This is a genomic window from Acidovorax sp. CF316 (genome assembly GCF_000276605.1).
Lineage (GTDB): Bacteria > Pseudomonadota > Gammaproteobacteria > Burkholderiales > Burkholderiaceae_C > Acidovorax.
This window is the reverse complement of sequence record NZ_AKJX01000104.1, coordinates 37623-50714: the sequence shown is the minus strand read 5'-3', so window position 1 is coordinate 50714 and position 13092 is coordinate 37623. Positions and strand designations below refer to the sequence as shown.

At 70.0% G+C, this 13092-nt stretch carries 12 protein-coding genes and 1 pseudogene; 2 read left to right on the top strand and 11 right to left on the bottom strand.

All coding sequences use genetic code 11. From position 1 onward, the window contains the following. Window positions 1-255 (top strand): annotated as a pseudogene (locus PMI14_RS11180) (cytochrome c); the annotation flags it as partial. 22 nt (window positions 256-277) lie between these two features. Here the strand turns inward: PMI14_RS11180 and PMI14_RS11175 are convergent. The 5 genes from PMI14_RS11175 to PMI14_RS11155 form a co-directional block, all read right to left on the bottom strand. Beyond that, entirely contained in the window at window positions 278-1006 is a 729-nt protein-coding gene (locus tag PMI14_RS11175) for a hypothetical protein (protein WP_007854136.1), read from the bottom strand. Window positions 1007-1029: 23 nt separating this feature from the next. Continuing rightward, window positions 1030-1467 carry a group 1 truncated hemoglobin gene (locus tag PMI14_RS11170; RefSeq protein ID WP_007854134.1) on the bottom strand — a complete coding sequence of 146 codons (438 nt, stop codon included), beginning with the start codon at window positions 1465-1467 and terminating at the stop codon, window positions 1030-1032. A 25-nt stretch (window positions 1468-1492) separates the two neighbouring features. Beyond that, window positions 1493-2425 (bottom strand): DUF3034 family protein, encoded by a 933-nt coding sequence (locus tag PMI14_RS11165; RefSeq protein WP_007854132.1) that lies wholly within the window; start codon window positions 2423-2425, stop codon window positions 1493-1495. A 251-nt stretch (window positions 2426-2676) separates the two neighbouring features. Beyond that, entirely contained in the window at window positions 2677-3489 is an 813-nt protein-coding gene (locus tag PMI14_RS11160; RefSeq protein ID WP_007854130.1) for an anti-sigma factor domain-containing protein, read from the bottom strand. Window positions 3490-3502: 13 nt separating this feature from the next. Continuing rightward, on the bottom strand, window positions 3503-4078 hold the full coding sequence (locus tag PMI14_RS11155) for an RNA polymerase sigma factor (protein ID WP_007854128.1): 576 nt from the start codon (window positions 4076-4078) through the stop codon (window positions 3503-3505). A 297-nt stretch (window positions 4079-4375) separates the two neighbouring features. Here PMI14_RS11155 and PMI14_RS11150 point away from each other — a divergent pair, with 297 nt between their 5' ends. After that, complete coding sequence (locus PMI14_RS11150) at window positions 4376-4768, top strand: cytochrome c family protein (RefSeq protein ID WP_238541828.1); 393 nt, start codon at window positions 4376-4378, stop codon at window positions 4766-4768. A gap of 12 nt (window positions 4769-4780) precedes the next feature. Here the strand turns inward: PMI14_RS11150 and PMI14_RS11145 are convergent, their stop codons facing one another. The 6 genes from PMI14_RS11145 to PMI14_RS11120 form a co-directional block, all read right to left on the bottom strand. Further along, window positions 4781-5710, bottom strand: a complete 930-nt coding sequence (locus PMI14_RS11145; protein ID WP_035203310.1) for a DMT family transporter — start codon at window positions 5708-5710, stop codon at window positions 4781-4783. A 96-nt stretch (window positions 5711-5806) separates the two neighbouring features. Then, window positions 5807-6970 (bottom strand): alpha-hydroxy acid oxidase, encoded by a 1164-nt coding sequence (locus PMI14_RS11140; RefSeq protein ID WP_007854123.1) that lies wholly within the window; start codon window positions 6968-6970, stop codon window positions 5807-5809. 97 nt (window positions 6971-7067) lie between these two features. Continuing rightward, window positions 7068-7928, bottom strand: a complete 861-nt coding sequence (locus tag PMI14_RS11135; protein ID WP_007854122.1) for a DMT family transporter — start codon at window positions 7926-7928, stop codon at window positions 7068-7070. Between the two features lie 87 nt (window positions 7929-8015). Further along, window positions 8016-10295 (bottom strand): diguanylate cyclase domain-containing protein, encoded by a 2280-nt coding sequence (locus PMI14_RS11130; protein ID WP_007854120.1) that lies wholly within the window; start codon window positions 10293-10295, stop codon window positions 8016-8018. A gap of 111 nt (window positions 10296-10406) precedes the next feature. Then, a complete protein-coding gene (pbpC, locus tag PMI14_RS11125) occupies window positions 10407-12770 on the bottom strand; it encodes a penicillin-binding protein 1C (protein ID WP_081497311.1) in 2364 nt (787 codons plus the stop codon). Continuing rightward, window positions 12706-13074 (bottom strand): hypothetical protein, encoded by a 369-nt coding sequence (locus PMI14_RS11120; RefSeq protein WP_007854116.1) that lies wholly within the window; start codon window positions 13072-13074, stop codon window positions 12706-12708. The genes pbpC and PMI14_RS11120 overlap by 65 nt, the downstream gene beginning before the upstream one ends. Window positions 13075-13092: the final 18 nt, after the last annotated feature.

The window sequence follows — 13092 nt, the reverse complement described above, 5'->3', positions numbered from 1 at the left end:
TGGCCGGCCGCCGCCGACATCCGCCCCGGCAAGGACAGCTCCATGGCGCGCTACCCGACGGCGGAGAGCTTTGTGGCCATGCTGCGCAACGGCAAGCGGCCCGATGGCACGTCCATCCAGGTCATGCCCTTCGAGTCCCTGGGCCAGCTCAGCGATGTGGATGCGCGCGCCCTGTACGCCTACCTGCAGGCCCTGCCCGCCGACGGCAGCATGCCCCCCGCCCCTGCGGCCGAGGTGGCACTGAACCACCGCTGAAGCGGCCCGCTCCCGGCGCCCGTCAGTGCGTGTGCTGGTGGGCCGGCTGTGCCTGGCTGTAAGAGCCCATGGGGCCGCCAGGTGCGGTGGAAGGCGGCGGTGCCCGGCGCACGCGCGGCACCACGCTCAGTTGCACCGTGTCGAGCACCGGCGTGGCCAGCACCTGCACGGCCTTGCGCGGCAGGTCCACCAGCTGCTCGGCATGCCACACGCGCACCTGGGCTGCGCCCTCGGGCACGCTGGCGAAGCGGGCGATGCCGTTGTCGTCGGTCTTGAGTGTCCAGGCCGAATCGGTCACGAACACGTGGCCGCGCATGGAGCCGTGCAGGTGGCAACCGAGCAGCACCACGCCGGCGGTGTCGAGCTTCACGTCGGCGAAATTCGAGGGCTTGCCATCGGCCTTGCCGGCCAGCCGCAATTCAAAGCCACCGGTGCCGGGCGCCGCGCTGGCCGCGGGCGCGGCGGCGTTGCCGCGCACATGGTGGTCCCAGCGGTCCTGGTTGGTGAAACGCACCGTGGTGCCCGGCACCACCACCGTCACGGCAGGCACGAAACGCATCTTCTCCTGCTCGATCACGGGGCTGGGTGCCACCAGCGTGGGCGCGGCACCGCTGCCGGCGGGCGGGTAGACCACCACCACGGCGTCGGGCACGGGCTTGCCCTCCTTGTCGAGTACCTGGATCTGTACGTTGCCGGCGTGCGCCCCCAGGGCAAGGAGGCTGGCGGCGATGGCGATGAGCGTGTGTTGCATGGGCAAGGTTCCCTCTCTCTGAGTCAGTGAACGGTGATCACGTCGCGGTGCATGGGGGCCAGCAGGGCCAGCAGGCGGTTCTGCTGGGCGAAAGGAATGCCCTGCGCGTCCATGGCGCTTTGCAGCACCTCGACGAGCGCATGGAAGTGGCCCTTGTTGATCTGCATGTCGGCATGGGCCGATTTCATATCGGCGCCTTCGTATTTGCAAGGCCCGCCGCTGAGCTGGCAGAACTGGTCGGCCAGGCTCTCCTTGAGCGCTGCGGGCTTGGTGTCCTTGAAGTGGGCGCCGATGCGTGGGTCCTTCACGGCGCGGTTGACGAAGTCGTCCACCAGGCGGTCGATGCCGGGCTTTTCGCCCAGCGCCTGGTACAGGCCCGCAGGCGCTGCGGATTGGGCCAGGGCGGGCAGCGCCAGCAGGCAGGCACCGGCGAGGCCCAAGGCCATCAGGGTCTTTTTCATGATCGGTCTCCAGAAGTGCCGGGGGTCAGAACGCGGCTTGTGCAGAGAGGTAGTAGCCAGTCTGGCGCCGGCCCTGGGTCACCCCGGGCACGATGCGGCCCAGGTCCACGTAGGCCAACGTGAGCGACAGGTGCTTGCTCGGTGCCCAAGCGATGAACAGGTCCTTCCAGTCGTCCTCGCGCAGCCCTGCGCCCAGGCCGGCCGCAGCGCCCAGCGCCTGCAGGTGGTTGGGCTTGAAGCGGTATTCGGCGCCCACGGCGACGTTCTTGCTCACCAGGTAGGCCACCGAAAATTCGGGCTGCAGGCTGCGGCTGTTCTTGCCCGGGGCCGCCGAGCCAAAGCCCAGCAGGCCGTTCTGGTTGGCGTTGGTGGAACGCAGCGTGGCGTTGACCAGCAGGCTCTGCGCCAGGAAGAGCTTGGTGGCGCTTACATAGAGGTCGGTGCCGCTGTCCTTCACGCCCAGGAAGTTGTAGACCGACTGGATGGAGCCAGGGTGGGCGCGCTTGTGCTCGATGCCCACCGCGATCTGCGGCATGAAGCTGTCGGCATCGAGCACCGCATCGCCGGCGACCCGGAACTTGAGGCCCACCACGTCCATCCTGATGTGCTGGCCGGGGGTCACGCCAAAGGCCGCGATGCCGTTGAGCGCCAGCGCTGGCGAGGCATCAAAGTCCTGCCGTGCCAGCGACAGCTCGGCCCGGTCGAACAGCCCCACGGCCACGCCGTAGCCAGTGAGGCCGTAGTCGCGCGTGCCGGCGCGCGTGGCGTAGCCGCTGAAGCCGACCTCGCCCTCGGTGGCATTGCTGCCGATCACGGCCCAGGGCGTGAGCCCCCCGCCAGCCGATCCCGCAATGGTGCTCACGCCGCCGGTGAGCAGCAGCTTGCCGGTGTCCGCCTGCGCCAGCCCGGCCACCATGGCCAGGACCGCAAACACGGTGAAAGGATGCCTGTGGTTCATCGAGGGCTCCATTACGAAAGCGATGTAAGAGGATGTTGCACCCTACTTACGCAATCTGGTGCGCCACGGATTCAAAAACCACAGATATTTTTCTTCCACCCAAACCCCGAGGGCTGCACCCTGCGGCCTTGCGGCGTCCTGCACCGCCCACCACCCGTCCAACTTGGCGCGGAACCATGCCAGTGCCGCCGTGCAAGGGCCGCGTCCCCCTGGGGGGAAGGCGCGCAGCGCCTCAGGGGGGCTTCATGCTTTTACAACATGCGCTGGATCAGCTCGCCCTTGAACAGCACGGGGCCCGTGGGCCCGCCTGCGCTGGGCACACCGCCCCTGGGCTCCAGGCTGATGGCCAGAACGGGCACCTGGCGCACATCGGCCTCGCCGGCCGTCAGATTGAGCAGCTTCTCCTGCCCCAGCACGCCGAGCGAACGCGGCCCGCCCGCAGGCGGCAGCGCCCACAGCTGCAGCGATTGGTCCGCCCCCTCCTGGAAGCCGCCCACGCGCTGCAGTTCCAGCCGGTTGTTCTTCGGATCGAAGGTCACCAGCATGGAAGCCGCGGCCTTGTCGTCGGCCAGCACGGCCACGTACTGGATCTGCGGCGCGGCCTGCAGCTGCTGGCGCAGCTCGGCGATCTGGGCGCCGCTGCTGGCGCGCAAGCCGCCATTGACCTGCAGCCCGACCACCACCGCCACCAGGGTGGCCAGGGCGCCGGCCACGGCCGCACCACGCCACAGCAGCAGGCTGCGCAGCCAGCCACCGGGGCCCGCGGACACCGGCAAGGCCGGCTCGCCGTCACCGGCCAGGCGAGCTGCCTGCATGGCCTGGGCCTGGCGTTCGGCTTGCACCAGGTTGTGGATGCGCGTCCACACGGCGGCATCGGGCTGCGCGAGTTCCTGCAGCTCGGCCAGACCCGACCAGTGGGTCTGCCACACCAGGGCGGCCGCCCGCACGGCCGCATGCTCGCGGGCCAGGGTCTCGAAGCGGCGGCGTGCGCCGCCGCGCAGGGTACCGAGCGCATAGCTGGCAGCCAGGCGGTCGAGCAGTTCGGGGTGTTGGGTGATGTTCATGGTGCGCCTCGGCTCAGATGTAGCGGGCCATGCACTGGCGCAACTGCTCCAGGCCCCGCCGGATCCAGCTCTTCACGGTGCCCAGCGGCAGTTGCAGCTGCTCGGCCAGCTCGCTGTGGCTCTGGTCGCGCAGGTAGGCCAGGCTCACCACCTCGCGCTGCTTGTTGTCCAGTTTGCCCAGGCATTGGTGCAGTGCAAAGGCCTGTTCGCTGGCCTGGGTCACGTCCATGGGGTTGGGCGAATCGCCTTCCAGGGTCTGGGCCATCTCGTCGTCGAACTCGTTGGTGAGGTCGCTGCGCTCGGAACTGCGCTTGCGCAGCGCGTCCAGCGCACGGCTGCGCACGATCAGCCCCATCCAGGCCATGGGCGGGCTCAGCGATGCGCGGTAGTTGCCCGCCCCACGCCAGATGCTCAGGAACGCCTCCTGCAGCACGTCCTCCGCCACGTCACGGTGGCGCACGATGCGCAACGCCAGGCCGAACAGCTTGGACGAGGTGCTCTCGTACAAGGCTTTCAGCGCGGAGTCGTCCTGCGCGGCAATGCGGTCAAGGAGGTACATCAGTTCACTGTCTGGGGTGAGGGTGCTCATGCGCCGATTGTGTGGGATGGGCCCGAAGTCACGGTGGAAGTTGCAAGGGGTCTGCTGTGGATACGCCACAAACCGGCATCTGGATGCAAGGGCCTCCCCACAAAACCGCCCCCACGCGGCTGCATCCAATGGCTGGCCGGCCGCGTATAGGTGGCACAAGGCACGGGCGGCGCCCCGCAGCCACTGCCCCGTGCTCCCCCATCCGACCCAGCCTGGCCCCATGAACGACCCCACCGGACTTTGCAGCCCCCTTCCCACCCGGCATCCCCAGCCAGGCCTCCCAGGATGAGGCCCGATGTGAAACGAAGCACGGTGGCGTTCGCCGCCTGCCTGCTCTGGCTGGCGGGCAGCGGTGCATCCGCTCAATCGGTGGAACGCGGGCGCGCCGTGTACCAGGAGCATTGCGCAGGCTGCCACAGCGTGGAGGCGCACCGCGAGGGCCCCGCCCACCGCGGCGTGGTCGGCCGCCGTGCAGGCGCCCTCAAGGACTACCCATATTCACCGGCCCTGCAGGCCAGCAAGCTGCTGTGGACCCGCGCCACGCTCAAGGCCTGGCTGACCGACCCCGAGGCGCTGATCCCCGGCCACGCCATGGACTACAGCCTGGAGGACGCGCAGGAGCGCGAAGACGTGGTGGCCTACCTGGCCACGCTGCGGCGGCTGGCGGCCCTTCCCGCCCCCGCCCCCTGACACGGTGCCCCGCTACCACTGGGCGCAGATGCCCACCAGCCCCGCCAGCACCAGGGCCAGGCCGATGCCCTCGGTGCGTGACAGGCTCTCGCGGAACATGCGCCGCGACACCAGGTAGCTGAACAGCACCTCGACCAGCCCCAGCGTGCGCACGTCGGACGCCGGGCGCATGGCATAGGCCGTGAACCAGGCGATGGAGGCCAGCGCGCCCATGGAGCCCGCCACCACCGACAGCCGCCAGGCGCGCGCAATCGCGCCGGCCACGCCAGGCTGGCGCGCCAGCAGCCAGCCGCCCAGCACCAGGGTCTGCAGCAGCTGCGCCCAGAACACGCCCCAGGCGCCGGCCACCCAGGGTCCCACGCCCTCGCCCAGCGCCAGCGAGGCCCCGCGAAAACCCACGCTGGCGAGCGCAAAGCACGCCCCCGAGGCCAGGCCGTAGACCACCAGCTTGCTGCTGCCGCCCTCCCCTGCGCGCAGCGCGCGCCAGCCGCCGGCCGGCAGCGAGAGCAGCACCACACCCACGGTGGCCACGGCCATGGCGCCAAAGGCCAGCGGGCCGGGCAGTTCCTGCAGCAGCACGGCCGAGAACAGCGCGACCTGCAGCACCTCGGTCTTGGAATAGGCCACGGCGAGCACGAAGTTGCGCTCCTTCATCGCCAGCAGCAAAAAGGCCGTGGCCCCCACCTGCGTGAGCGCACCCATGGCCAGCCAGGCGGCATAGGGCAGCGAGAAATGCGGAACGCCGTAGCCGGTGCCGACGAAGGTCAGGCCCGCCACCCAGGCCGAGGCCAGCGGCAGCCCGTAGAGAAAGCGCACCAGCGTGGCCGCCAGCGTGCCCAGTTCGGCCGTGACGGAGCGCTGTGCGGCGTTGCGCGCCGTCTGCGCGAGCGCGGCCCAGAGGGTGAGGGGAATCCAGGCCCAGGCCATCCATGAAAGAGTCATCGATGGGTTATAACGCCCTGCCGTGGCGCCCAGCCCACTCCAAAGGGCACGGCCGCCATACAGGCTGGAGAAGGCCCGCGCTACCTGGCTGGATGCCTACACCGGGTAGGTGCCGGGCAGCAGGATCGAGCGGTCCACGTTGTTGATGTTGGTATGGCCGCAGAAGGCCATGGTGATGTCCAGTTCCTTCTGGATGATCTGCAGCGCGCGGGTCACGCCGGCCTCGCCGAAGGCACCCAGGCCGTAGAGGAAACTGCGCCCGATCAGCGTGCCCTGCGCGCCCAGCGCGCGGGCCTTGAGCACGTCCTGCCCGCTGCGGATGCCGCCGTCCATCCAGACCTCGATGTCCTTGCCCACGGCCTGGGCGATGCCCGGCAGCGCGGCGATGGACGAGGGCGCACCGTCGAGCTGGCGCCCGCCGTGGTTGCTCACGATGAGCGCATCGGCCCCGCTGTCCACAGCCAGGCGCGCGTCCTCGGCGTCCATGATGCCCTTGAGCACCAGCTTGCCGCCCCAGCGCTTCTTGATCCACTCCACGTCGCCCCAGTTGAGCTGGGGATCAAACTGCTCGGCCGTCCACGACGAGAGCGACGACAGGTCGCCCACGCCCTTGGCATGGCCGACGATGTTGCCAAAGCTGCGGCGCTTCGTACCCAGCATGCCCAGGCACCACTGCGGCTTGGTGGCCAGGTTGATCAGATTTCGGATGGTGGGCTTGGGCGGGGTGGACAGGCCGTTCTTGATGTCCTTGTGGCGCTGGCCCAGGATCTGCAGGTCCAGCGTGAGCTGCAGCGCCGAGCAGTTGGCGGCCTTGGCGCGGTCGATCAGGCGCTCGATGAAGTCGCGGTCGCGCATCACGTAGACCTGGAACCAGAAGGGGTGGCGGCCGGTGTTCTCGGCGATGTCCTCGAGCGAGCAGATGCTCATGGTCGACAGCGTGAACGGAATGCCGAAGGCCTTGGCCGCGCGTGCGCCCAGGATCTCGCCGTCGGCATGCTGCATGCCCGTGAGGCCGGTGGGCGCAATCGCCACGGGCATGGCCACGTCCTGGCCAAGCATGGTGGTGCGGGTGCTGCGGCCCTCCATGTTGACGGCCACGCGCTGGCGCAGCTTGATGGACTGGAACTCGGCTGTGTTGGCGCGGTAGGTGCCCTCGGTGTACGAGCCCGAATCGGCGTAGTCATAAAACATGCGCGGCACGCGGCGCTGAGCGACCACGCGCAGGTCTTCGATGCAGGTGATTTTCGACAGGTCAGGCACGGGGTCCCCTTGTTATGGATGCAGCGCATCGTAGCCCCGCCGCGGCGCGGGCGGCATGAAGGCTTTGGTGCGGCCGTTGAAATTTTTGCATGGGCGATCAGCGGCGCGCCAGCGCCACCCCGGCGATGGCCACCACGAACCCGACGAGCTGGATGGGAGAGAGCGTCTCGCCGAAGATGAACCAGGCCTGCAGCGCCGACAGCGGCGGCACGGCCAGCAGCAGGGCTGTGGTGCGCGTGGCCTCTCCCTGGCGCATGAGCCAGATGAGCAGCGTGGCGCCGCCGATGGACAGCACCAGCACCGAGAATGCCAGGTAGCCCCAGAGTGCGGCCGAGTTGTCCCAGTGCGGCTGGCCCACCGCGCCCGCCATGGCCAGCAGCACTGCCACGGCGCCGATGTTCTGCACGGCGCTGGCGCTGCGCAGGTCGTCGCCCGCGGCCAGGGGCGACTTCTGCACCATGGAGCCCACGGTGAGCGAGAAGATGCTGCCCGCTGCGACCAGCACCACGGGCAGCGACAGCGCGCTGGAATCGGCCGCCTGCAGGCGCGGCAGCAGCACCAGGCCCACGCCGCCAAAGCCCAGCGCCAGACCGGCCCAGGTAGTTCCGGACAGGCGCTTGCCCAGTACCGCCACGGCCAGCAGCGCCGTGAACAGCGGCTGCAGCGCGCCGATGAGCGACATGATGCCGGCCGCCAGCCCCTGCGACATGGCCCACCAGCTCGGGCCCAGGTACAGCCCGCTCATGAGCGCGCCGGCCAAGAGGTGCATGGCGATGCGCCGGCCCCCCTTGGGCCAGGCGGCCCGCACCCAGAGCGCCGCGCCGATGAAGGCGGCGGCCACGCAGGCAAAGCGCAAGGCCAGGAACCAGAACGGGTCGGCATGGCTGGCCACGCCACGCCCCGCGAGAAAGCCCGTGGACCAGATCAGGACGAACAACACCGGGGCGAGCGCATGCATGGAAGGCGAGGAAAAAGCGGACAGAACCGCCGAGCATAGACGCATGCCGCCCGCCGCGCTGGGCAGGGCTGGCACGCCTGGCGCGTGCTAACCCGGCCCGGACTGCGGCGGCGTGATCACCCGCGGTTCGGCCCCGGGGCCCGCGTAGAGCATGAACTGCAGGCGCCCGCCGCGCTTGGCGGCGTACATGGCGGCATCGGCGTGCTGCGTGAGCTCTTCGAAGGTGGCGCCATGCTCGGGGAACATGGCGATGCCACCGCTCAGGCCGATGCGCAGCGCCTCGCCACCCAGCTCGAAGGGGCTGGCCGCGCCAGCCAGCATCTTGCGGGCCACGCTGCAGGCGCCCTCTGCGTCCTCCAGGCCCGGCAGCAGCACCACGAACTCGTCGCCGCCCTGGCGGCACACGGTGTCCGATCCACGCACGGCGGACTTCAGGCGCTGCGCGAACTGCACCAGCAGCCGGTCGCCCATGTCGTGCCCGAGCCGGTCGTTGACGGCCTTGAAGCCGTCCAGGTCCAGGTACATCACGGCCAGGCAACGGCGATCGCGCCGTGCGTGGGCGATGGCCAGCTGGGCGCGGTCCTGCAGCAGCAGGCGGTTGGGCAGGTCGGTCAGCGCGTCGTACTGGGCCAGGTGGGCCATGCGCGCTTGCATGGCCACGGCCTCGGTGACGTCGCGCAGCACGGCCACGGCACCGGTCACCGTGCCATGCCGGTCGGTGATGGTGCTGGCGGTTTCCTCGACATCGAAGCGCTGCCCCGATGTACGGTGCTGCACCACGCCACGCACCGGTACCTCGGGCGGATGGCCGTTGATGGCGCCATGCAGTGCGCTGGGCAGGATCCTGTCCGTGTCCGGCTCCTGCAGCCGGACCACGGCCTCGACCCGGCTGCCGGCGGCGTCGAAGGCCTGCCAGCCCGTCAGGCGCTCGGCCACCGGGTTGAGGTAGGTGATGTGGCCCTGCGCATCGGCACAGATCACGGCATCGCCGATCGCCTGCAGGGTCAGGCGGATGCGCTCCTTCTCCTCGAACAGCTGTTCCTCCATACGCTTGCGGTCGGTGATGTCGATGGTCTGCGAAAAAACGCCCCGCACTTGGTCGCCGTCCATGTCGGGCACGTAGGAGACGATGGCATGGTGCAGCTGCCCGGCCCTGTCGATCAGGGTGCATTCGAAGAGTTGGCGCTCGCCGCGCAGTGCACCGCGCAGGAAAGGCTCGCACATCGCGTACTGGTCGGGCCCGAGCAGCTCGCCAAAACGCATGCCGCGCAACTGCTCGGGTGCCACGCCGAACCAGGCGTCGTAGGCACTGTTGGCAAAACGGTTGGTGAGGTCCGCGTCCCAGTAGCTCACCAGCGACGGCAGGTTGTCGAGGATGGTCTGCCGGTCGCGCTCGGCCGCGCGCAATTCGGCGCTCACGGCCTGGCGGCGCAGCAGTTCGCGCACGAACAGCATGGCCAATCCCACACAACCGGCCATGAGCAGTGCAGAAAAGATGCTCAGCACCCAGGCGCTGCGGCGCCATTTGGCCAACACGGTGTCGCTGGACTGCGCGACATTCACGATCAGCGGGTAGGAGCCCACGTGCTCCCAGGCCTGCAGTTGGTGCGAGCCGTCGGCAGCCGCCGCATCGACCGCGTCGATGCCCACCGCCGTGGCTTGCAGCCGTGCCAGGGCGGCCGTGCCAGCGATGGTCGTATTCACATCGCCCTGGGCCAGCGGAAAGCGCGAGACAAGAAGCCCGTCCGTGCGGTACAGGTCCACCCGGCTGCCCACCCCCAGGTCGAGCGAACCGAACAGCCTGTCGAAGTAATTCAGGCGGATGGCACCGACCACGACCCCCGCGAAGCGGCCGTTCTGGTGGTAGTAGGCCCTGGTCAACGGAAGAATGTACAGCCCGGTGATGCGCGACGGTACGGGGCGACCCACGTGCAGGCCTTGTTGCCCGCCCTGGGAGAAGGCGAGAAAGTAGTCCCGATCGGCAAAGTTGGCCTGGCGCGGCTTCAGGGCGGACGAGTCCAGCACCACATCGCCCCGCTCATCGACCACCAGCACCGAGCCGGAGCCTGGCACCTGCAGGGAGTTGTCGAACAAAACGCCGTTGCGTATCTCGGGCGGCAAAGCCATCACCTCGGGGCGCTCCAGCCCCGCCACCACGCCCTTGAGCGATTCATCGAGCGAGCGAAGCGTGCCGCCAAGGCTTCGCTCCAGCGTGCTGGCCAGGTTGGCATTGGTGCGGCTGGCGTAGTCCCAGCTGTCCTCCCGCATGGTCCAGATGGTGCGGGCAAACAGCAAACCAATGCCCAGGGAGACCAGCAGGGCCAGCCAGATCAGCCTGTGGGAGAAAAACTGGCGGGAAAAGTGCATGGACAAGCGTGCGTTGCGGGGCAAGCGTCATGCAGACCCGGTTATCTGCAACACAGTGTAACGTCGCCCATAGCCCCGGCATAACGCGAAAAGGCAGGGCTTTTGCGGCACTTATCGGCGCGCTGGCGGGCTGGCGCCGGCCGCCCGCACACCCGCCCCGCGCACTTCGAACTGCAGCGTGTCATGCACCTTGCCGCGCGCGTCCACCAGTTCCAGCTGGTGGCGCCCGGGCCAGGGCGGCCAGGCCGAGCGGGCACCCCGCCCCTGCTCGCGCCCGTCGATGCGCCAGCGCAGGTCGCGCCCGCCACTGGCCACGAACTGCAGGCGCTGGCGCTCGGGCGGAATGTCGGGATCGAGCGCGATGATGGTGCCCGGCACCGGCGCCAGGATGCGCGCCGAGGGCGCTTCGTCGGCAGTTTCCGCCGTGGCGGGAGCGGCCCGCAAGGGACTGGTACCGCGCTTCGCGGCCACGGCGTCGTCGGCCGGCCCGGCGTCGATGGCAAAGCGCGCCTGCTGGGTGCCGGGAACAAACCATTCCTCGCGCGCCGCCTCCAGCGGCAGCGGTGCCGCTCCTTCCGGCGCCGCCTGCAGGGGGCCGAACTGCACGGCCTGGCGCACCAGGCCCTTGGGCGCTGTGGGGACGCGGCTGGGCTCGCGTGCATGCAGGAAGCCCATCACCGCGGCCCAGATGGGCGCGGCGCCGCTGCTGCCGCTCACGTCGTGCATGGCTGCACCGCTGGCGTTGCCGACCCACACGCCGACCGTGTAGCGCTGCGACCAGCCCACGGCCCAGTTGTCGCGCATGTCCTTGCTGGTGCCGGTCTTCACGGCCGACCAGAAGCGCGTGGCGAGCACGCTGTCGGTGCCGAAGGTGCGCGAGCGCGCATTGCCGTCGGACAGGATGTCGCCCACGATGAAGGCCGCGCCGGCATCGATGGCCCGCACCGGCGCCGCGCCCGGCTGGCCCGGCCACGCCCGCACCGGCCCGCGGTTGCCGCCATTGGCCAGGGTGCGAAAGGCGTTCGTCAGGTGCAGGAGCGGCACCTCGGGGCTGCCCAGCGCCAGGCTGTAGCCGAAGTAGTCGCCGCTCTCGCGCAGCGGCAGGCCCAGGGCGCCGAGCTGGCGGTGGAAGGCATCGGGCGTGACCATGACCAGCGTGCGCACCGCCGGCACGTTGAGCGAGGCCGCCAGCGCCGTGCGCGCCGAGACCCAGCCCTTGAACTGGCGGTCGTAGTTCTGCGGGATGTAGAGACCGCCGGCCGTGGCGATGTGGGCCGGCGAATCGTCCACCAGCGAGGCCGCCGTGAGCCGCCGCTCGGCAATCGCCTGGGCATAGAGAAAGGGCTTGAGCGTGGAGCCCGGCTGGCGCAGGGCCTGCACGCCGTCGACCTCGCCGGCCTGGCTGAGCTGGCCCGAAGAGCCGACCCAGGCGAGCACGGCGCCCGTGGCGTTGTCGAGCACCAGCACCGCGCCGTCCTCGACGTTGCGGCCCTGTAGCTCGCGCAGGTGCTGGGCCAGCGTCTGCACGGCAAAGCGCTGCAGGGGTGCGCGCAGGGTGCTGGCCACCTGTTCGGGCACGGGGGCTGCGCCCGGCACGGCCTGCTGCTGGCGCAGCAGGTAGCGCGCGAAGTGCGGGGCCATGCCCTCGCTGGCACCGAAGGCCCTGCGCTGCAGCGCCGCGGTGACGAACAGGTCCAGCGCATCGCAGTCCACGCGGGCCGCCGCCTGGCCCGGGCGCTGCTGCAGATCGCGCAGCACGCCGCAGGCGCGCTGCGACACCAGCGCCGGCCGGGCATTGGGCGCGCGCACCAGTGCGGCGGCCACGGCCGCCTCGCGGTCGTCGAGGCCGTGGGCGGCCTTGTCGAACAGGGTGCGGCTCAGCGCGTCGATGCCCACCAGCTCGCTGCGGAACGGCACCAGGTTGAGGTAGGCCTCCAGCACCTGGTCCTTGCGCCAGCGGCGGTCCAGCACCTGGGCGGCCACGGTCTGGCCGAGCTTTTGCACCACGCTGCGCCCGCCCGGGCCCTGGCGCCAGTCGCCGTCGAGCAGGCCGGCCAACTGCATGGTGATGGTGCTGGCACCGCGCGTGCGCTGGTTCCAGAGGTTGCCCCAGGCGGCCGCCGAGGCCGCGCGCCAGTCCACACCGCTGTGTTCGTAGAAGCGCTTGTCCTCGCTGAGCACCAGGGCCGCACGCAGCGCCGGCGAGATGTCGGCCAGCGGCACCCACTGGCCGCGGCGCACCGTGGCATCGGTGCGCAGGCGCTGGACGACCTCGCCCTCCTGCGAGAGGACCAGGGTATCGGAGGGCCTGAAATCCTGGCGCACCTCGGTGAAGCTGGGGATCGCATGGGCGGGCAGCGCCGCCGCGGCCGCCAGGGTCAGCGCCAGGCGGCGCCACCAGAGGGCCGGATCAGCCACCGGGATGCTCCCGCTCGAAGCGCTTCTCGGCCTCGGTGAGGTGGTGCAGCAGCACATGCGAGATGAGGTTGACGCCGATGCCACCGAAGACGGCCGGCAGCACGTAGAGCGCGATCGATACCTCGGACGCGAACACCGCGTCGTCGGCCGCCGAGAGCGTCTGGCGGGCCAGTGCCGCCATGCTTTGCAGCAGGTAGACGTCGACGCCCGCGATGAGCACCAGCGCAATGCCGAAGCCCAGCACGGCCGGGCGCGAGATGGCGCGGGTGCGCAGCAGCGCCGCATAGATGCCCGCAGGCAGCACCAGCGAGAACACCACCAGCACCCAGAACCGCAGCTCCACGAAGACGCTGGCGTTCATGGCCGGTGCCTCCCTGGC

What these genes read in the sequence shown, in the direction of transcription:
- PMI14_RS11175 (WP_007854136.1), bottom strand. Translation starts at nt 1,006, where the DNA reads ATGCAACACACGCTCATCGCCATCGCCGCCAGCCTCCTTGCCCTGGGG.
- PMI14_RS11170 (WP_007854134.1), bottom strand. Translation starts at nt 1,467, where the DNA reads ATGAAAAAGACCCTGATGGCCTTGGGCCTCGCCGGTGCCTGCCTGCTG.
- PMI14_RS11165 (WP_007854132.1), bottom strand. Translation starts at nt 2,425, where the DNA reads ATGAACCACAGGCATCCTTTCACCGTGTTTGCGGTCCTGGCCATGGTG.
- PMI14_RS11160 (WP_007854130.1), bottom strand. Translation starts at nt 3,489, where the DNA reads ATGAACATCACCCAACACCCCGAACTGCTCGACCGCCTGGCTGCCAGC.
- PMI14_RS11155 (WP_007854128.1), bottom strand. Translation starts at nt 4,078, where the DNA reads ATGAGCACCCTCACCCCAGACAGTGAACTGATGTACCTCCTTGACCGC.
- PMI14_RS11145 (WP_035203310.1), bottom strand. Translation starts at nt 5,710, where the DNA reads ATGACTCTTTCATGGATGGCCTGGGCCTGGATTCCCCTCACCCTCTGG.
- PMI14_RS11135 (WP_007854122.1), bottom strand. Translation starts at nt 7,928, where the DNA reads ATGCATGCGCTCGCCCCGGTGTTGTTCGTCCTGATCTGGTCCACGGGC.
- PMI14_RS11130 (WP_007854120.1), bottom strand. Translation starts at nt 10,295, where the DNA reads ATGCACTTTTCCCGCCAGTTTTTCTCCCACAGGCTGATCTGGCTGGCC.
- pbpC (WP_081497311.1), bottom strand. Translation starts at nt 12,770, where the DNA reads ATGTGCTGCTGCACCACCTCACCGAGGCCGAGAAGCGCTTCGAGCGGG.
- PMI14_RS11120 (WP_007854116.1), bottom strand. Translation starts at nt 13,074, where the DNA reads ATGAACGCCAGCGTCTTCGTGGAGCTGCGGTTCTGGGTGCTGGTGGTG.